This window comes from Paraeggerthella hominis (assembly GCF_021044775.1).
Classification (GTDB): Bacteria; Actinomycetota; Coriobacteriia; order Coriobacteriales; family Eggerthellaceae; genus Paraeggerthella; species Paraeggerthella hominis.
In genome coordinates, this window is record NZ_JAJNOQ010000010.1 from 51520 (window position 1) to 70480 (window position 18961).

General features: G+C 62.3%; 16 protein-coding genes. 4 read left to right on the forward strand and 12 right to left on the reverse strand.

The features are described from left to right. Positions 1-274: 274 nt before the first annotated feature. From rsfS to LQE90_RS10460, 11 genes are all read right to left on the reverse strand, one after another. Positions 275-712: a ribosome silencing factor gene (gene rsfS / locus LQE90_RS10410; RefSeq protein ID WP_225748918.1), complete on the reverse strand. Its 438-nt coding sequence runs from the start codon at positions 710-712 to the stop codon at positions 275-277. Further along, the gene (yqeK, locus tag LQE90_RS10415; protein WP_216529673.1) at positions 709-1377 is read right to left on the reverse strand and encodes a bis(5'-nucleosyl)-tetraphosphatase (symmetrical) YqeK; all 669 of its coding nucleotides are present in this window, start codon (positions 1375-1377) and stop codon (positions 709-711) included. Before yqeK ends, rsfS begins: the two co-directional genes overlap by 4 nt. Further along, positions 1374-2069, reverse strand: a complete 696-nt coding sequence (gene nadD, locus LQE90_RS10420; RefSeq protein ID WP_114567593.1) for a nicotinate-nucleotide adenylyltransferase — start codon at positions 2067-2069, stop codon at positions 1374-1376. Before nadD ends, yqeK begins: the two co-directional genes overlap by 4 nt. Then, complete coding sequence (locus LQE90_RS10425) at positions 2070-3362, reverse strand: glutamate-5-semialdehyde dehydrogenase (protein WP_216529674.1); 1293 nt, start codon at positions 3360-3362, stop codon at positions 2070-2072. A gap of 42 nt (positions 3363-3404) precedes the next feature. Next, a complete protein-coding gene (gene proB / locus LQE90_RS10430) occupies positions 3405-4559 on the reverse strand; it encodes a glutamate 5-kinase (protein ID WP_231088292.1) in 1155 nt (384 codons plus the stop codon). After that, on the reverse strand, positions 4559-5953 hold the full coding sequence (obgE, locus tag LQE90_RS10435; RefSeq protein ID WP_123192101.1) for a GTPase ObgE: 1395 nt from the start codon (positions 5951-5953) through the stop codon (positions 4559-4561). The genes proB and obgE overlap by 1 nt, the downstream gene beginning before the upstream one ends. Before the next feature lie 154 nt (positions 5954-6107). Beyond that, on the reverse strand, positions 6108-6359 hold the full coding sequence (gene rpmA / locus LQE90_RS10440; protein WP_123192102.1) for a 50S ribosomal protein L27: 252 nt from the start codon (positions 6357-6359) through the stop codon (positions 6108-6110). A gap of 18 nt (positions 6360-6377) precedes the next feature. Further along, entirely contained in the window at positions 6378-6758 is a 381-nt protein-coding gene (gene rplU / locus LQE90_RS10445; protein WP_123192103.1) for a 50S ribosomal protein L21, read from the reverse strand. A gap of 262 nt (positions 6759-7020) precedes the next feature. After that, on the reverse strand, positions 7021-9648 hold the full coding sequence (gene polA / locus LQE90_RS10450; RefSeq protein WP_216529675.1) for a DNA polymerase I: 2628 nt from the start codon (positions 9646-9648) through the stop codon (positions 7021-7023). 129 nt (positions 9649-9777) lie between these two features. Further along, a complete protein-coding gene (locus LQE90_RS10455; protein WP_114567599.1) occupies positions 9778-10449 on the reverse strand; it encodes a winged helix family transcriptional regulator in 672 nt (223 codons plus the stop codon). Positions 10450-10491: 42 nt separating this feature from the next. Next, positions 10492-11835 (reverse strand): glutamine synthetase family protein, encoded by a 1344-nt coding sequence (locus LQE90_RS10460; RefSeq protein ID WP_216529676.1) that lies wholly within the window; start codon positions 11833-11835, stop codon positions 10492-10494. Between the two features lie 700 nt (positions 11836-12535). Here LQE90_RS10460 and LQE90_RS10465 point away from each other — a divergent pair. Both LQE90_RS10465 and LQE90_RS10470 read left to right on the forward strand, forming a co-directional pair. After that, the gene (locus LQE90_RS10465; protein ID WP_216529677.1) at positions 12536-13024 is read left to right on the forward strand and encodes a universal stress protein; all 489 of its coding nucleotides are present in this window, start codon (positions 12536-12538) and stop codon (positions 13022-13024) included. 72 nt (positions 13025-13096) lie between these two features. Next, a complete protein-coding gene (locus LQE90_RS10470) occupies positions 13097-14224 on the forward strand; it encodes a glycosyltransferase family 2 protein (RefSeq protein ID WP_216529678.1) in 1128 nt (375 codons plus the stop codon). Positions 14225-14237: 13 nt separating this feature from the next. Here LQE90_RS10470 and LQE90_RS10475 read toward each other — a convergent pair whose 3' ends face one another. Continuing rightward, the gene (locus LQE90_RS10475) at positions 14238-15287 is read right to left on the reverse strand and encodes a glycosyltransferase family 2 protein (RefSeq protein ID WP_216529679.1); all 1050 of its coding nucleotides are present in this window, start codon (positions 15285-15287) and stop codon (positions 14238-14240) included. A 104-nt stretch (positions 15288-15391) separates the two neighbouring features. On the opposite strand from LQE90_RS10475, the gene LQE90_RS10480 reads away from it, so the two are divergent. Together LQE90_RS10480 and LQE90_RS10485 are read left to right on the forward strand one after the other, a co-directional pair. Further along, the gene (locus LQE90_RS10480; protein ID WP_216529680.1) at positions 15392-17554 is read left to right on the forward strand and encodes a DUF7657 domain-containing protein; all 2163 of its coding nucleotides are present in this window, start codon (positions 15392-15394) and stop codon (positions 17552-17554) included. A 67-nt stretch (positions 17555-17621) separates the two neighbouring features. After that, positions 17622-18911, forward strand: a complete 1290-nt coding sequence (locus LQE90_RS10485; RefSeq protein WP_231088293.1) for a glycosyltransferase — start codon at positions 17622-17624, stop codon at positions 18909-18911. The last annotated feature ends 50 nt before the right edge of the window (positions 18912-18961 follow it).

Genomic DNA, 18961 nt, shown 5'->3' on the forward strand with positions numbered 1-18961 from the left:
CAACTTGCCGCGTCAAGCACCTTGGCAAAAGCATAGCGAGGCAATCTAGCGCGCAGATGGCGCATATCCGACAAGGATCCAACCCGACCTGCCGCGGATCCAGCAGCTTCCCAGCAAAAATCCAGCGCGCTCCTGACGCGAATCCAGCGCGGACCGCACGAAAATCCAACACGTTTCCCACGCGCATCCAGCGCGCATCGAAACAGCCTGGTCAACGAGAAACGGGGCCGAAGCCCCGTTTCTCGCTACAAGCCGTATGGCGTGTGGACGACCGCTAGTTGCGCCCGAGCATCTTCGCAATGCGATCGGAATACTCGATCTCGGTCAGGCCCGCTTCCTTCGCCAGATCCACCACGGGCGCGTCGTTCCAGAGCGCCTCCAGTCGGTAGTAGTCGCGCGTTTCGGGCTGGAACACGTGCACGACGAAGCTGCCGTAGTCGAGCAGCGACCAGGTGCCGTCCTGCGTTCCCTCGCGATGCAGGGGCTTCAGGTGGCCCTGCGTGCGAACAGCCTCCTCGATCTCGTCGATGATAGCCTCGACCTGGCGGTTGTTCGACGCGGTTGCAATCACGAAGTAATCGGTTACGCCGATAAGATCGCGCACCTCCTGCACCATGATGTCGGTGGCCTTCTTCTCATCGGCGGCGCGCGCAGCGATGAGCGCGCATTCGCGAGAGGTCACCTTGGGGGTCTCGTTCTTCGTTTCGGTCACGTTATTCCTTTCTTCGGTGTTTCGCCTGCGGCTTCTCGCGCGCGGACAAGGTAATGGTTCCATATTTCGAGCGTTCGCGGATACACCCGCTTACGCCGATCGATAAGGTTGAGAAGAACATGTTGAAAGGTTGCCAAGAACAGCTCTTCGAGCGAGACCTGGCCAACCAGCGCGCGCAGCTTTTCCAGCCCATCGTATTTTCTACCGGGCTCGACGGCATCGGCAACGTACACGACCATATCCAAATCGCTCATGCCGATAGCGCCCGTCGTATGCAGCTCGATGGCCCGCACGATATCGCACGGGATGCAAGGATACGCCCGCGAAAGCGCGAGCGCGGCCGTGGGACCGTGCAAAAGCGCCGGAAGGTCCCCGATCGCAGAGGCATCGACGTCGAGCCCCAGCTCTTCGGCCCGTCGAAGAATTCCCTCGTCATCGAAACTCTTGTCCCAGTCGTGCAGCAGCCCCGCCAAGCGCGCCTTGCGCTCATCGACGCCGTACAAACGCGCAAGTCGCACGGCGGTGTCGGCCACCCCCAGCGTGTGCTCGTATCGAGAGCGCTTGAGCCTTGCCTTCAAATCCTGCCTGCGCGCTTCGAAAAACGCGTCGGAAAGCGCGTCGTCCCCACAAGGAGCAGGCGCGCACGACGTATCCCGTTCGCTCATCGCAACGACCCTCCTTCCGTACCGCCGCATGCGGCGCAGCCTTGCGCGCGATACAGCGCATGCGCTTGAATATAGTCGAGAACGCCCTGCATGGTCAAATAGCGAATCGACCTTCCCGCCGCAACCCGGTCCCTCAGATCGCTCGAGGAGATGGCAAGCGCCGTAACTTCCAGATAGTCGACCGTGAAGCTCCCTCGCTCGGCGATGGCCGCGCGATGCGATTCGGACAGCGCGTAGCCCGGCCTTGTAACCGCGATCAAACGAGCTAGATCGGCGATGGCCGCGCTTTCCCGCCATTGCAGGATGTGGTACACCGCATCGGCCCCGGTGATGAAGCACAGCTCCACGTTGGCGGGGTAATGCGCGCGCATCTGGCGCAGCGTGTCCACCGTGTACGTGTCGCCGCCGCGGTCGATCTCGATCGAGCTCACATCGAACGCAGGATTGCTGTCCACGGCAACGCGGCACATCTCAAGACGGTGCGCGGCAGGAGTCACGTTCCTGTCCTTCTTGAACACCGGATTGCCTGCGGGAACGAACACCACGCCGTCCAGCCCGTAAGCCTCGCGCGCCTGCTCGGCGCACGCAAGGTGCCCGATATGGATGGGGTCGAACGTGCCCCCCATGATGCCCAGCCGAGCAGGACGCCCGTCCATGCCCAGCTGATCGAACCTATCGCAGATGACGGCCACTTACGCGCGCACCTGCCCCGTACCGCGCAGCACGTACTTGTACGACGTGAGGGCCGCAAGCGCGAACGGGCCACGCGCATGAAGCTTCTGGGTGGAAATGCCGATCTCCGCGCCCAAGCCGAACTGCCCGCCGTCCGTGAACGCCGTCGAAGCGTTCGCGTACACGGCAGCCGCGTCAACGCGATTGAGAAACGCCTCCAGCGCCGTTGCGCCCTCTGCATCGGCGGGGTCGGCGACGATAGCCTCGGAGTGCCGTGTGCCGTACCGGTTCACGTGATCGATGGCCTCGTCGACGCCGCCAACGCATTTCACGGCCATCTCGGGCGCCAGGTATTCGGTAGCCCAATCCTGCTCGACAGCGGCTTCCGCCTTGACGCCATGAGCGCGCGCCACGCGAAGGGCGCATTCGTCAGCATGCAGCAGCACGCCCTTTGCCTGCAGGTCGGCAAGCAGTCGAGGAAGCATGACCTCCGCCGCAGCCTCGTCGATCAGCAGCGTTTCGGCCGCGTTGCACACGCCGTAGCGGCGGCATTTCGCGTTGAGCACGATGGCGCGCGCCATCTCCAGGTCCGCGGTGGCGTGCACGTACACATGGCAGTTGCCCGTGCCCGTTTCGATGACGGGAACCTTGGAATGCTCGACGCAGTGGCGGATAAGCCCTGCCCCGCCGCGCGGAATGAGCACGTCGATCACCCCGTGAAGCTGCATGAGCTCGTCGGCCGCAGCGCGATCGGTCGAGGCGATCAGCCCGATGCAACCCTGCGGCATGCCGGCGCCCACCGCAGCGTCATGGAGCACGCGCGCGACGGCCTCGTTGGAAGCGGAGGCCAGACTGCCGCCGCGCAGCACCGCAGCGTTGCCCGACTTCAGGCAAATGCCGGTCGCGTCAGCCGTCACGTTGGGACGCGCTTCGTACACCACGGCCACCACGCCCAAAGGCACGCTCACGCGCGTAAGCTCGATGCCGTTGTACAGCTGGCGCTCGTCTTGGATGCATCCCAGCGGATCGGGCAGGGCGACCAAATCCTCAAGGGCGCACGCCATCGCATCGACGCGATCCGCATCCAACATGAGGCGGTCAAGCAAGCTCTCCTTGGTTCCGGCCTCGCGCGCCGCGTCCATATCGCGTCCGTTGGCAGCGATAATATCCACCGCATGCTCGCGCAGAGCCCGCGCCATTGCGATGAGCGCCCGATTGCGCTCCCCTGCAGTGGTCTGCCCCAGCGCCGCGCTTGCGGCCCGAGCAGACTCAGCAACGCGACGTACCTCGTCGCGCACGGTTTCGTCGATCATATCGTTGCCTCCTTGTCCCGCCTTGCCCATAGCCGAACCGGCCTACTCGAACACCACAAGCTCGTCACGGTGAACAAGCGGGCGTTCCGCCAAGCTTGCCAACAGGCGATTCGCCTGCAACTGCGAGCGTGTGCGTCCTATGGCAAGCGCGGTCTCATCACTTGAAAACGCCGCTTTGCCCCGTGCGAACAGATGCCCCGCACCGTCTTTGATGTCAACGATGTCGCCCGGATCGAAGCGACCTTCCACCGCGCGCACCCCCACCGACAAAAGCGAGCTGCCCTTGCATGTGAGCGCCGCCTTGGCGCCGTCGTCCACCACCAGCGACCCGCGCGCGGAATCTCCGAGCGCGATCCACAGCTTCTTCGGGGTTATCTCGTGCGGCTTTTCAGCCGCGACGAACCGCGTCCCCACGTCTTCGCCGGCAGCCACGTCGACGATGACGTTCTCGCGACGGCCATGGCAGATGACCATGGGAATGCCCGCAACCATGAGCACGCGCGCCGCTTTGATCTTGGTGATCATGCCGCCCGACCCCACCGTGGTGCCCGCGCCGCCCGCCACGGCCATGACCTCCGGTCCGATAGCCTCGACGCACGAGATAAGGCGCGCGTCGGGATGGTGATGCGGGTTCGCGTCGTACAAGCCCTCGATATCGGACAAGATGATCATGAGGTCCGCGTCGATGAGACACGCCGTCAAAGCGGCGAGCGTGTCGTTGTCGCCGAAGCGAATCTGCTCAACCGAGATCGTGTCGTTCTCGTTCACGATGGGCACGACACCCAAGTCGAGCAAGCGCAGCAACGTGTCGCGCGCATGCAGGTACGCGTTTCGATCCGCCGTGTCGCGACGCGTGAGCAGCACGGTCGACGTCGTGATGCCATGAGGCGCGAACGCCTCGGCGTAGGCTGTCGAAAGCGCGCTCTGCCCCACCGAAGCCGCAGCCTGCAAGCTGGGCATGTCCGAAGGCCGCTTGGCAATGCCGAGCGCCTCCAAACCGCACGCGATAGCGGCCGACGTCACGATGACGGGCTGCCAGCCGACGCTCTTCGCATGGGTTATCTGATCGGCCAGCTTCTGCAGGTACGCATAGTCGATCGAGCTCTCCGAAGTGGTGAGCGTCGACGACCCTATTTTGATAACCAGGCGCTTCCCCTGCATCGGCTGCGCCGCATCGACCACACGGTCTGCTTTCATTACAGATCAAGCTCCTTGTACAAATCCTCCGCCGTGCGAGCCGACTCAAATTCGAACGCGCGCCCCACAATGCGGATCTCGTCGCCGTCTACCGCGCCTGCGCGCTCGAGCGCCTGCTCCACGCCAAGACGCTTCAAGCGATGCTGCAGGAAGAGAATGGCCTCCTCGTTCTCCCAGTCGGTCTGCACCACCATGCGTTCGACCTGCGGCCCCTCGATGCGGAACACGCCGCCGCCCAACGGAAACACCTTGAAGCGCTTGTCGCGCGCCTCGCGCTTGAGCTCCCACACGTGCTCGTACTGCACGTCCTGCTCGGCATGCGCGCGAGCGGCCTCGCGCAGCTCGTGCACCTTCGTGGCGATGGCGGCCTTCAGGCCGTCGACGCCTTCGCCCGTCAGCGCGCTGATGCAGTACAGCTTCGGATCGATGGAGCTCTGCCCGAACTCGTCGCCGTCGGCCGCAGCAAGGGAGTCCTCGCGCACGCGCTCGGCCAGCAGCTCGCACGCCTCCTCCACGCCGGGCACGTCGATCTTGTTGGCCACCACGATGCGCGGGCGATTCGCCAGTTCGTCAGCGTACAGCGCAAGCTCGCGGTTGATGATCTCGTAGTCTTCAAGCGGATCGCGGCCCTCCCAATCGCCCGTCAAGTCCACCACGTGCACGATGAGCGCCGTGCGCTCGATGTGACGCAGGAACTCATGGCCGAGGCCCTTGCCCTCGTGAGCGCCCTCGATCAGGCCAGGGATGTCGGCCACGACGAAGCTCAGATCGCCCGAGCGCGCCACACCGAGGTTCGGAACCAGCGTGGTGAACGGGTAATCGGCAATCTTGGGACGCGCGGCGCTCATCTTGGCGATGAGCGACGACTTGCCCGCCGACGGCATGCCCACCAGCGCGGCGTCGGCCATGAGCTTCATCTCGAGTTCGATCCAACCCTCCTGGGCGGGCTCTCCCAATTCGGCGAAGGCTGGGGCGCGCCTTCTGGACGTGACGAAATGGATGTTGCCGCGGCCGCCCATGCCGCCTTCGGCCACGGTCACGCGCTCGCCATCATGCGTCAGGTCGGCTATGAGCTCGCCGGTTTCCTTCTCGTCTTCGAAGTACTCGCGCACCACGGTGCCGACGGGCACCTTCAGAACCAAGTCCTCGCCCGTGGCTCCGTGCATGCGGCTGCCTTTGCCGTGCGTTCCGCGCTCGGCCTTGAAATGGTGCTTGAAACGGTATTCGATGAGGGACGACAAGCTGGCGTCGGCCTCGACCACCACGTTGCCGCCATGACCTCCGTCGCCGCCGTCGGGCCCGCCTTTGGGGACATGGGCCTCTCGGCGAAACGACATGCAGCCTGCTCCGCCGTTGCCGCCTGTTACGTGAATGCGCACTTTATCGATAAACACGGAAGCGTTCCTTCGTATTCGTTCCGCATCTCGCATCGGGGAGCTGCGGTTTGATGGTATCCAACCTTACGGATTGTATATGAAAAAGTGCCCCCTGACGAACAGGGGGCACCGCTCAACATAAGAACGTTATGCTGTCGTTGTCAGCAGACCCTTACGCCTCGGGGCGCACATGGATCTTGCGCTTGACGCCACGCGTGAATTCGAGCGTGCCGTCGCACAGTGCGAACAAGGTGTCGTCCTTGCCGCGGCCGACGTTCTCGCCCGGATGAAAATGCGTGCCGCGCTGACGAACGATGATGTTGCCCGTCTTGACAGTCTGACCAGCGAACATCTTCACGCCCAGTCGCTGCGCACGGGAGTCGCGGCCGTTACGGGTAGACCCGAGACCTTTCTTGTGAGCCATGGTGTTCCCTCCTTGCGCTTACTCGGCGTCGTCCGACGCAGGCTTCTCGGCGGCCTTCTTGGCAGCCGGCTTCTTCTCAGCGGTCTTCTTAGCAGAGCCAACCGACTCGATCTCGACGCGCGTGAGCTGCTGGCGATGACCGCGCAGCTTCTTGTAGTTCTTGCGCTTCTTGAACTTGAAGACCAGCTGCTTCTCGCCCTTGAACTGCTCGAGAACGATAGCGGTGACCTTCGTAGCGGCTGCCTTCGCAGGATCAGCTTCTACCTTCTTGCCATCGACGACGCAGATGGCCTCGAGTTCGACCTTTGCGCCGACCTCGGCGTCAAGCTTTTCGATGTTCAGCTTGTCGCCAGGGGCAACCTTGTACTGCTTGCCGCCCGTTTTTACGATTGCGTACATGAGTGTCTCCTTGATATAAATAAACGCAAGGCGATATCTTAACAGCGTGACCGTAGCAAGTCAATGTGATCTTATGCACAATCTCCGCGTATCATCGCACTCTTCCTACGCTGTGCCTCCACAGAGCACAACGTTTATATGATAGCAGATGTTTGGTAGATACGCACGGCAGCGTGGCGTGTTTTTTCAAATATCACACTTCCCTCAAAAGAAGGGCCGAACCCGAACCGCACGCCGAAAGCGATCGCACCCGAGCAGCCCCTTAATGGGACTCGGCCCAGCTGTCTCCGAAGGACACGTCGGCCACCAGGGGGACGCGCAGTTCGGCCACGCCCTCCATGACCTCCTTGACCATGGCGGACAAACGCTCGATCTCGTCCTGAGGCACGCTGAAATCCAATTCGTCATGCACCTGCAAAAGCAGCCGCGCGCGAAACCCTTCTTCCATGAGACGGCGCTGGACCTCGGTCATCGCAAGCTTGATGATGTCGGCCGCGCTTCCCTGCATAGGGTGGTTCATAGCCGTGCGCTCCCCGAAGCCGCGCTGGTTGGCGTTACCGGCCTTGAGCTCGGGGATATGGCGCTTGCGCCCGAACATGGTTTCCGCGTAGCCCTTCTCCTTGGCCGCGGTGATCGTCTCGTCCAGGTACGTCCGCACTCCAGGGTACGCCTCGAAGTAGCGCTCGATCATTCCCTTCGCCTCGCCGAAGGGAATCCCCAGGCTCTGCGAAAGCCCGAACGCCTGCTGACCGTAGACGATGCCGAAGTTCACCGCCTTGGCGCGGCTGCGCAGCTCCGGTGTGATCTCCTCCACCGGCAAGCCGAACACGCGGCTGGCCGTAGCGGCATGGAAGTCCGCCCCCGAGCAAAACGCCGCCACCAGATGCTCGTCAGCCGAAAGGTGCGCCAGCAAGCGCAGCTCGATCTGGGAATAGTCGGCCGAAAGGAACTTGCTGCCCGGTTCGAGCGGCACGAAGCACTCGCGGATCTTGCGCCCGAACTCGGTGCGAACGGGTATGTTCTGAAGGTTCGGATCGGACGAGGACAGACGTCCGGTAGTGGTGACCGTTTCATTGAAGCTGGTGTGCACGCGCCCGTCTTCCGCGCGCATGCGGGGCAGCGCGTCGATATAGGTCGACTTCACCTTGGCAAGCTCTCGATAACGCAGGACGAGCTCCGGCAACTCGTGCTCCTTCGCCAATTCCTTGAGCACGCCCGCGTCGGTCGAGTACCCGCGCTGGTTCTTCTTGAGGGGCTTGAGCCCCAGAACCTCGAACAGGATGTGCGAAAGCTGCTTGGGGGAATCGAGGTTGAACTCCTCCCCCGCCATCTCCACGATGCGGCCCCGCAGGTCATCGAGCTCCACCTGCGTACGCGCGCCTAGCTCGAACAGGCGATCGTAATCCACCGCCGCGCCCGTGCGCTCCATGATGGCCAGAACCGCAACCAAGGGCAGGTCGATGTCGAAATAGGCGCCGCGGCTTCCATCGCGCTCCAACGCGCTGGACAGCGGCTCGACCAGCGCGCGCGCCGCAGCGGCCTGAGCGGCCGCCAACGACGCTTCGTCCTTCGCATCGGGCAGCACGCCGCCGCAGTACGCGTCCAGCAAAGCGTCGTAGGAGTACTCCGCAACCGAGGAATTCAGCACGTAACCGGCAAGCCCCAGATCGAACGCGCGCATGCTCGAAAGATCGCCGTCGGAAACGAGCGCGCGCTTGGCCGTGTCCGGCGGGTACACCCGATGCACGTCCAGCTTGACGTCGAGCGAAGCGAACGATCCTTCGCGAACGACGCGCGCGAAAGCCTCCAAACCCGCTTCGTCTTCGTACAGCGCGGTTCCCTCGCTTGTGCTGACGGCGCAGTGAAGCCCCGCGCTGAACAGAGACGCCTGCTTGGGTTCCACGAACGACACGCCCAGCGTCTCCCCGCGGCCGAGAGCGGCCGACACCAGCGCATCGGCTTCGTCGCCCGTCACAACGGGGTCCACGCTCAAAGGAGCGGCTTTCTTTTCAGGCTCCTTGCCCACCAGTTTGAGCACGCGGCTCAAATGGGCGTTGAACCGAACCCCTTCGAACGCCTCGGTCACGGCCTGCGGATCGAAATCCGGAAAACGACACGCTTCCAGGTCGAGCGGGAAGTCGAGATCGCGCACGATGGTAGCCACCTCGCGACTGGCGAAGGCGGCGTCCTTGTTCTCGACGATGCGCTCCTTCTGCTTGCCCTTGAGCTCGTCGACATGCTCGTAGAGCCCTTCCAGGCTGCCGTACGCCTGCAAAAGCTTCGCGGCGGTCTTCTCGCCGATACCGGGAACGCCGGGGATGTTGTCGGAAGAATCGCCCTTCAGGCCAAGGTAGTCGGGCACCTGCTCGGGGCTGATGCCGTAGCGCTCCAGCACTTCCGCCGGCCCGTATATGGCCACGTCGGTGATGCCCTTCTTCGTGGTGACGATGCGCGTCTTGTCGGTAGCCAGCTGATAGGCGTCCTTATCGCCGGTCACCAGCAGCGTTTCGTAACCCAGCGCCTCGTCGCGCGCGGCGATGGTCCCCAGCACGTCGTCGCCTTCCCAGCCCTTGATGCGCACCACCGGTACGCCCATGGCCTCCAAAAGCTCCTCGATGATGGGAAACTGAACCTTCAGATCGTCGTCCATAGGAGGGCGCTGCGCCTTGTACTGCTCGAGGGCCTCCATGCGAAACGCCGGGCGACCCGCATCGAACGCGCAGATGAGAGCGTCGGGGGCCGCTATGTCGATAAACTTCAGCAGCATGGACAGGAAGCCGAACACCGCGTTGGTGGGACGCCCGTCAGGCGCGTTCATGGTGGGGGGAACCGCATGGTACGCGCGATGCATGAGCGAGTTGCCGTCGATGACGGCTATCTTCTTCGACATGAATACCTCCGTCGGCGAATGTTTTGAGGGCTTAGTATAGCGCAAGCGCTCGCGCCGCGCAGTCCGCCGGGAAACGACCACGCGCCGTCTACAAGCCGGAGCGCGCGGGTTGCGCGCGAAGCGCGACGATCACGCGCTCCAAAGATAACCGACTCCGCGAACCGTCTCCAAATGCTGCGCAAGGTCGGGCCCCAGCTTCGCGCGAACGCGGCGAACGTGGACGTCCACCGTACGGCTTCCCCCGTAGTAGTCGAAGCCCCACACGCGGCGCAGCAGGGCGTCGCGCGAATACGTGCGCCCGGGATGCGTGACCAAAAACGCAAGGAGCGCGTATTCCAGATACGTCAGATCAAGCGGGTCGCCGCCTATCGTCACCTGGTACGTGGCAAGGTTGATGGTCATGTTGTCAACCGCAAGAACATCGGAGGTGGTTCCCTCGTTTCCCGGCCACAACAGCTGACGAATGCGCGCGGCGCACTCGTCCGGCCCGGCGCCGTGCACCACGAAGTCGCTCTTCACCTGCACGGGAAGGCGAAAATCGGCCAGCTGATCCTCGTTTACGATGACCAGCAGCGAAGCCGTTCCCTCCTCCAGCATAAGCGATTCAACCTGAGACACGTTCGACAAAGAGCCGCTGCGCGCCTCGTAGATAACCAGGTCGCACGAAGCGTGCTGCGAGAGCAGCTTTTTGAACTGCACGGACGAACCGGCCACAACCGCCACGTCCAAGCTTGAAAGGACCTGCTGGAACTTGTGGGCGTTGTCCAGGCTGTCGGCTATGAATATGACGGTCTTTCTCATAGGAAACCCCTCCGATTCCCCGCAGGCCGCACGGCGCCCATGCTACAGCACCGCCAGATACCGATCGCGCTCCCAAGGGGAAACATGGGCCAGGTAGTCGTTCCATTCGGCGCGCTTCGACGCCACCAGGTAGCCGTGAATGTGATCGCCGAGCGTCGCGCGCATAAGATCGGATGCGGCGAACAGCTCGATGGCCTCCCCCAAGCTTTCCGGAAGCGTTCGAACGCCGCGCTGCCGCAGGTCTTGACGCGAAAGCGCAAGAAGGCTCTGATCTTCAGCGGGATCGGGCAGTTCGAGCCCTTCCTCGATGCCCGCCAAGCCGGCGGCCAGCATGACCGCGAACGCCAGGTACGGATTCGCGCCGGGATCGGGGCTGCGCAGCTCCAAGCGGCACGCCATCTCGCGATTCGGACGGTACCCCGGCACGCGGACCAGCGTCGAGCGATTCGCGCGCGCCCAGGAGAGGTAGATGGGAGCTTCCCCGCCCGCCACCAGGCGCTTGTAGGAATTCACATGCTGGTTGGTGATCGCACAGAATTCGGGCGCGTACTTCAAGAGCCCGGCAAGGTAGTGCTTGGCAACCCTCGACAGCCCGTAGCCCTGCGAATCGGAGGGATCGAAAAACGCGTTGTTGCCGTCGAGGTCGAACAGGCTCTGATGCACGTGCATGCCGCTGCCCGGCTGGTCGGCCATGGGCTTGGGCATGAACGACGCGTACACGCCGTGCTTCATGGCGATCTCCTTGACGACCAGCTTATAGGTCATGACGGCGTCGGCCATGGACAGGGCGTCGGTGAAGCGCAGGTCGATCTCGTGCTGGGACGGGCCGTTCTCGTGGTGCGAGTATTCCACGGGGATGCCCATCTTCTCAAGCGTGAGCACGGTGTCGCGGCGCAAATCGGACGCGTAGTCGAGGCTGGTCAGATCGAAGTAGCCCCCTCGATCGAGCACCTCGGTGCCTTCGGCGTCCTTGAAATAGTAGAACTCCAGCTCGGGTCCCACGTTGAACACGTACCCCATATCCTGGGCCTTCGCCACGGTGCGCGCAAGCACGTGACGAGGATCCCCTTCGAAAGGCGTGCCGTCGGGCGTGCGGATATCGCAGAACATGCGCCCCACCGCATTAGCCTCGGGGCGCCAGGGAAGCACCTGGAACGTCGAGGCGTCCGGATAGGCCAGCATGTCCGATTCCTGCGTGCGGCAGAAGCCCTCGATGCAACTGCCGTCGAAACCCATGCCGTCCGCGAACGCATCCTCCAGCTCGCTGGGAATGACGGCGAACGATTTCATGGTGCCCAAAACGTCGGTGAACCAGAACCGGACGAAGTGAACGTCGCGGCCCTTGATGGTCTTCAAGACGAAATCCTGCTGGGGGTTCGCGGTCATACGCACCTTCCTTGCTCGTCGTCCGCCGCTTGACGCGGCGGCTCCCTTTTTGCCGGCTACTTTATTATACTGCCGCTTGTTGCAAGCGCGTTACGCAGAAACGCCCGGATACCTCGCCGAATCTCCATCGAGGCGGCTGCCCTGCTCCGCTCTCGGCAACAGGCGAGCTGGCGCGGCGCCCGCGAACGCGAACGCGAACGCGAACGCGAAAAAGGAGGGTCTCGCGCACGGCGAAGGCAAAAACACGCGAGAGGCCTCGTTCCTGCTGAAGAATTTCGTTTACGAACGATTCCGAGCACCTTTTATATTATAAGTTATTTCATAATTGTACATAATCCCTGCTCACAAAGATGCGACCTTGATTATGTTCGAAAAAGATCATTCGCAAACGCGATTTTTCAGCAGAAACCGAGCCATCGGAGCGATTTTCGCATTCCAGACGGTAGCGCGGTAGCCGTCCCATGCGTTCGGCCTCGCTGACGATCCAAGCGGTCTCCCATCCCGCATCGACGGCATCCGCGCAGCGCGATCCCCCTGTGCGAACCAAGCTCCGGACCAAGTCGAGCGGTCGTTCGCCCAACGACCACCGAACGACACGCCTCGATGACGAATCGCCGGCGGACGGGCCTCCCCGCGCGAAACGTACAGCGTGCATGGTACACTCAAGCCATCGGACAAGCCACCAACCAGGAGGTGCCGCATGAAATTCACCAACATCCTCGTGCCGTTCGACACGTCGGAGCATGCCCTGCGCGCGCTCGAAATCGCAAAGGGCCTTGCCGAGGAAGATCCCGCCATCAAGCTGCATGTCATCGACGTCATGTACGTATCCGAGTTCCCGCCCGCAATGGGCCTTGACGCGAACCCGTACGAAAGCCTTCCCGAGCCCATCATCGACCCCAGCACATACGACAAGCTGGTTGAAAACGCCTGCGCGCGCGAGAAGGCCAACATGGACAAGGCCATCGGCTCTATACTGGACGGCCTGCCCAACGACGTGACCGTTATCGCCGTGAACGAACCGTCCGTGGTCGACGGCATCAACGGCTACGCACGCGACCACGGCTGCGACCTCATCGTGATGGGATCGCGCGGGCTCGGCGTACTGCGCGGCATGCTGGGCAGCGTGAGCTACGGCGTGCTGCGCTCGGCCGAGATCCCCGTGCTGGTGGCAAAAGACGCTGAATAGCTGACCGAATCGCATAGCTGCGCGGTGCCGCTTTCGCATGCGCTATACTTTCAAGCATCGAAAGGAGGGCGCATGGCGAAGCGGCCCGCAAGCATTTGCGTCGTGGTGACGGCGCACAACGTAGAAGAGTGCCTCGGGGAATGCCTGGCTTCTCTTGCCGTGCAGACGTTCCCCGATTTCGAGGCCATCGTGGTGGAGGACGGGTCAAGCGACGAAACCGCGCGCATCGCCGACGAATTCGCCCTGCAAGACGATCGCTTCCGCGTGGTTCATACGTCCAATCTAGGAGCCGCCGGCGCTCGCAACCACGGCCTCGGCCTTGTGGAATCTCCCCATTTCATGCTGCTCGACGGCGACGACGTGTTTCTGCCAACCATGCTGGAAGCCCTGCATGGCCAAGCGATACGTTGCAAGGCCGACGTTGTCGTATGCGACATCGTGCAGTTCGATCACAAGTCGAGGGAACGCACCGCCGCCCCTTGGGCGCTCAAGGAAAGCCAACTTCCCAACCTTGCCGAAACCCCCTCGTTCTCATGGCGAGACGTGCCCGGAAACGTGTTCGCGGCGTTCATGGGCTGGCCGTGGGACAAGCTCTACCGCACGGCTTTCGCGCGCTCCGCAGGTTTGAGCTTTCCCGACGATCTATCCAATAGCGAGGACATGCTGTTCACCTACCAGGCCATAATCCTGGCGCAGCGCATCGCCGTAGTCAACGAAGTGCTCATCGAGCACCGCATAGGGCGCGGCGGGTCGGTATCCAACTCGCGCACGCGAGACCCTTTCGCTTTCTACGAGGGGCTATGCCGCATGAAGCGCTTTTTGCAGGAACTGCCCGATGGCGCATGGCAAAGCCTTCGCCAACCTTACCTCAACTGGGCGCTCGACTGGACGCTTTGGAACATCGAAACCATGACGGATCAAGCCGTTCGCACCAAGCTGGCGCAGCGGCTCGGCGCGAACGGCTTTCCCGAACTGGAGCTGGCCGAGCACAAGCCCGCCTATTTCACCGGCTACCCGCGGAACATGGCGCGCTACGCCTCCGTCCTGAGCGACTGGTCGGACGACAGCCCCGATCAAGGACCGTTTGGCCCTTTGGCCAGCCTTCCCTACGGAAAATTCAAGCCCTGGTGCCAAGCGAGCCCCCTTGAGAAACTCGCCATAAAAAGACGGTTGCGCAGGGCGCGCCCCACGGAATGGTAGAACGAAGCGCTCGCTATCCCTGCTCGCTCTTTTTCGCCTGGGGCAAGATCACACGACTTTTCACCCAGCTGGGAAACGCGAGGAACAGTCGTCCCAGTCGATACGTGCGCGACCCTTCGAGTTCGTCGTACACCCCTTTAAGGGCCTTGTGCAGCTCGAAGATATGCAAATCGAAATCGACGCGGTCCTGCAGGTTCAGCCCCTCACGATAAGCATTCATGTCCGCTTCGGAAATCTCGAACAGGTAGCGGGCGGCAACTTCACACGTGTGGAAAACGCGCGCGGCGTACGCATCGCAGAAATCCGAGGAGCACTCGTTCGCATGATCCAAGATCCATGCGCGCAAGGTCTGCTGCGTACGGAACAACCCGTCGACGTTGCGCATGCTGAAGGCGGAAGTCATGGTAGATCCCTCGCGCATCCTGCGTCGATACAAAGGCTCGTTCAGAAACGCCGCGCGACGAGGCAGCGGCATGAGCTGCATGAGAAAGAGCAGATCCTCGTGAATGATTCCCTCGCGAAAACGCAAACCGGCGCCTTCGACAACCGATCGCCTGACGGCATACAGGCACGACGACGGCCGAAACGCTTCCGTCTTTTCGAATGCCACGTACAAATCGACTCCCGACATGACCCCATGGATGGACGTGCGGCTCTCCTGATCCTCGTAGCGCGTACGCCTGAGCGTACGGTTCTCGTAAAAGGTCTGCGCCGCGAAGTAAAGCTGGTCCAAATCGTCGGCGTCAACTCTATCGGCAACGACTTGCAGCGCATCGTCGCGATAATAGTCGTCGGAATCAAGGAACAGAACGTACTCCCCCGACGCATGAAGCAGGCCCACGTTGCGTGCGGCGGACTGCCCGGCGTTTTCGGGCTGCTTAAAAAACACGAAGCGCGCATCGTCTCCCGCGCAGCGCTTTGCAACCTGCAGCGTTGCATCCGTGGAAGCGTCGTCCACCACGATGGCCTCGAAATCGCAATACGTCTGACGTTTCAGCGACTCGATGCAATCGGCAACGTAAGGTTCCACGTTGTAGGCGGCGACGATGACGGAAAACTTCATAGGAGCAAGCCCTTTCCCTGGGAGCGACTCGACCATTATAGCGAACGCGAAGCCCTGCGATTATAATGGTCGGACACCTCCATCTCAAGCGAACAGGACCCTTCGTGAAGAACACCCGCGTACCCGCCCTGGCCTTCGGCTTCGGCGCCGCTCTCGTGCTGACCACGTTTGCGTTTCTCTATCTAAACCTGGAAAGTATCGAAGCCGATGCGGGGGCGAGCGAGTTCTTCCTCTCCTGCGCGGAAAGACTCGCCCTCGGGCGCAACCTGGCCCTCGTCGGCATAGGCCTAGCCGCAGGAACGGCCGCGGCATCGACGGTCTTCCTGCATAGGAAGCGCTGCCTCGAGCTCCTATACGCGTTTCGCTGGCCTATTGCGATCGGAGCGATTGCAATCGGGACCTGCCTGGGAATATCGGGCTCGTCGCTTGGCATGTGGTACGACGGGGGTGGATGGGACGGGACCCTGTTCGGAACCGCGCGCTCATGCCGTTCGGACGAATTCCTGGTCAACACGCCCATGGCATTCGCACAAGGCTTCAACGACTCGGGAGCATGGCCTTATTTCGGGGAGACGTTTCGAGGCGCAACGAGCGACATGTTCATCGTATACGGGCAGCCCGTTGCCGACCCAGCCGTGATCTTTCGACCCTTCCATTGGGGCTACCTGCTGCTCGGAGCAGAACGAGGTCTTGCCTTTTTCTGGTGCGCACGCGTAGTCATGCTGCTCATGTGCACGTTCGAAGTGGGAATGCTCGTTGCTCGGCAACGCCGAGGCTTAGCGTGCGGGCTCGCACTGCTGGTGACGTTCGCGCCGGTTATCAGCTGGTGGCTGGATGTCAACGGCTACGTAGAGATGATCGTGTCGTGCGAGATCATGCTGCTTATCATCGCCGGATACCTGAAAACGACCTCTTACCGGGTGCGCATCGCATTGGGCCTGCCGTTCGTCATATGCGGAGGATGCTTCGTCCTCACGTTCTACCCGGCTCTTCAGGTGCCTATGGCGTATCTTTTCTTCACGATGGCAGCCGTCTACATCGCCCTGCATTGGCGGGAGGCCCGCCTGAGCCGCAAGGACGCGCTTATCGTTGGAGGGTTCTTCCTTCTGTTCTGCGTCGGCATGGCCTACGTGTTCGGAAAGTCATGGGACACCGTGCAGGCGGTCCTGAACACCGCCTACCCAGGCCATCGAGCCGACTGCGGCGGCGGGGCCCTGCCCTTGCTAGCTCAATACCCCCTAGACGCGCTCACTCCCTTGCGGTCCTTCGCCGACAGTCTGCGCATCGACGCCTTCGCGTCGGTCTACGACTTCTTCCCCCTGGGCATCCTCGTCTCGCTCTGGGTGGTGCTCAAGGAGGGGAGACGCGATGCGTATCTCATCGCGCTGCTGGCGCTGAACGCGTTTCTAGGATGGTATTGTTTCGCGGGCTTTCCCGAACCCCTCGCGAAGCTCACGCTCATGAGCTTGAGCACAGGCGGGCTGTACTCCAAAGCGTTCATCGTGTTCGGCCTGATCAACCTTCTCTTGCTCATACGGGGCCTCGCCTTTTTGAAAGCCCGGCCCACCCGCGCGGCGGCAACGGCCGTAGCAATCGTTGCCGGCGGCGCGATCATGGCGGGATCGGCCGCAGCGTTTCCCTGGTTCTACAACACCGCGGCCTTCGCCGCATGCGCGCTCGTGCTGATCGGAGGAATGTACCTGCTGCTGCGCCGCGCAGATGGAGCGGACGGGGCCCTTGCAGCCTACCTGGCGACGCTCGCGTTGTTCATGGGCGTGATGGTGAACCCTGTGCAAATAGGAGCTGGACCCATTTTGGAGAACGAAACGCGCGAAGCCGTAGCAGCGATCAACCAGGAGCGCCCCGATTCCGTCTGGGCCGTAACCGGCGACGACAGCTCCGCTTATGCCGACCTGGCGGCCACGAGCGGAGCTGCAGTCATCAACACGTGCAACGTCTATCCCAACTTGAGCCTATGGCGATCCTTCGATCCAGCGGGGTCCTACGACGACGTCTACAATCGCTACGCGCATATCTCCATAGAAGTCGTGCATGGCGAAACTCACTTCGGAGATGCCGCATTCGACAGCTTCACGCTGTACGTCAACCCTTCGGATATCCCGCTGCTGGGAGCGGACTACCTGGTATCCACGCAGGAGCTCGGCGCGTTCTCGACCAACGAAGTGTCTTTTGCGTCCTTGGGCGAGGCCGTAAACGGGCGCACCATCTACGAAGTGCATCTGCAGGATCGAAGAAGCACGGGATAGCCCCGACGATTCTCGGCGCTCCTTTGCTATACTTGCGCCCATGGATACCACACAAAAACAAGCGCGCATGCGCAATCGCAAGCGCATCGCCGTCGTCACCATGGGCGTGAAGCTGGGCGACGAGACGCGCGGCTACACGCGATTCCGCTTCCTTTCGGATCTGCTCGTTCGCGAGGGGTTCGAAGTCGACCTCATCACGTCGTCGTTCCAGCATTGGGAGAAAGCGCATCGAGACTGCTCGAAGACGTGCTACCAGGATCTTCCGTACCGCATCGTGTTCATCGACGAGCCCGGGTACACGAAGAACCTGGACTTGGCGCGCATTCGCAGCCACCGCGTCGCCGCAAAGAACCTGCGCGCGCATTTTGATCGCACGGCAGGCGAATACGACCTGATCTACGCCGAAATTCCCCCGAACGACGTCGCGCGCGCATGCGCCGAATGCGCCGACAAGATGGGGATCCCCTTCGTTGCCGACATCAACGACCTTTGGCCCGAGGCCATGCGCATGGTGGTGAACGTTCCGGTGGTGAGCGACATCGCGTTCTACCCGTTCGCGCGCGATGCGCGGATCGTCTACCGCCTGCTGTCGGGAGCTGTGGGCACCTCCGACGAGTATGCCGCCCGCCCCGCCGCAGATCGAGAGCGACCCTACCCCAAAGCCACCGTATACGTGGGAAACGACCTGGCCGCTTTCGACGAAGGCGCACGCGCTCATGCGCACGAGATCGTCAAGCCCGACGGCGAAGTGTGGGCAACCTACGCGGGAACCCTGGGCGCCAGCTACGATTTGGCCACCTTGATCGAGGCATCGGCGCTTCTTGAGAAGGATCGTCTGGAGCACGCCGCCCGACATGCATCCGAGCGCACCACGTACGGCCCGGCTCAAGAGCGGCCCCACCCGCCGGTGCGCGTGAAGATCCTAGGCGACGGGCCGGATCGCGCCAAGCTGGAGGCCCTTGCCAGCCAGCTGGAAGCGCCCGTCGACTTCCTGGGCTACCAGGACTACGCAAGCATGGCTGCATACCTGTGCGCATCCGACATCACGGTGAACTCGTTGGTGAAGTCGGCGGTCCAGAGCATCGTCACCAAGATCGGCGACTACCTGGCAAGCGGAAATCCCCTGATCAACACCGGATCGAGTCCGGAATTCCGCGCAAAGGTAAGCTCCGACGGAATCGGCCTCAACGTCGAAGCGGAAAACGCAGCCGCCCTTGCGCACGCCATAGGAGAATTGGCCGGCAACGCGTCGCTGCGCAAGATCATGGGCGCGCGCGGACGGGCCGTAGCCGAACGCGAATTCGACCAGCCGCAATCCTATCGGGAAATCGTAACCCTGCTGCACAATTTGCTGTGATGTTTAGTTGAGCGCTCTCGCCAAATAGGCAAGGTCGCGTCACAATAGGG

Bases quoted from the DNA above. Each gene is read 5' to 3' on its own strand.
- yqeK (WP_216529673.1), bottom strand. From the start codon at position 1,377: ATGAGCGAACGGGATACGTCGTGCGCGCCTGCTCCTTGTGGGGACGAC.
- LQE90_RS10425 (WP_216529674.1), bottom strand. From the start codon at position 3,362: ATGATCGACGAAACCGTGCGCGACGAGGTACGTCGCGTTGCTGAGTCT.
- proB (WP_231088292.1), bottom strand. From the start codon at position 4,559: ATGAAAGCAGACCGTGTGGTCGATGCGGCGCAGCCGATGCAGGGGAAG.
- rpmA (WP_123192102.1), bottom strand. From the start codon at position 6,359: ATGGCTCACAAGAAAGGTCTCGGGTCTACCCGTAACGGCCGCGACTCC.
- rplU (WP_123192103.1), bottom strand. From the start codon at position 6,758: ATGTACGCAATCGTAAAAACGGGCGGCAAGCAGTACAAGGTTGCCCCT.
- polA (WP_216529675.1), bottom strand. From the start codon at position 9,648: ATGTCGAAGAAGATAGCCGTCATCGACGGCAACTCGCTCATGCATCGC.
- LQE90_RS10455 (WP_114567599.1), bottom strand. From the start codon at position 10,449: ATGAGAAAGACCGTCATATTCATAGCCGACAGCCTGGACAACGCCCAC.
- LQE90_RS10460 (WP_216529676.1), bottom strand. From the start codon at position 11,835: ATGACCGCGAACCCCCAGCAGGATTTCGTCTTGAAGACCATCAAGGGC.
- LQE90_RS10465 (WP_216529677.1), top strand. From the start codon at position 12,536: ATGAAATTCACCAACATCCTCGTGCCGTTCGACACGTCGGAGCATGCC.
- LQE90_RS10470 (WP_216529678.1), top strand. From the start codon at position 13,097: ATGGCGAAGCGGCCCGCAAGCATTTGCGTCGTGGTGACGGCGCACAAC.
- LQE90_RS10475 (WP_216529679.1), bottom strand. From the start codon at position 15,287: ATGAAGTTTTCCGTCATCGTCGCCGCCTACAACGTGGAACCTTACGTT.
- LQE90_RS10485 (WP_231088293.1), top strand. From the start codon at position 17,622: ATGCGCAATCGCAAGCGCATCGCCGTCGTCACCATGGGCGTGAAGCTG.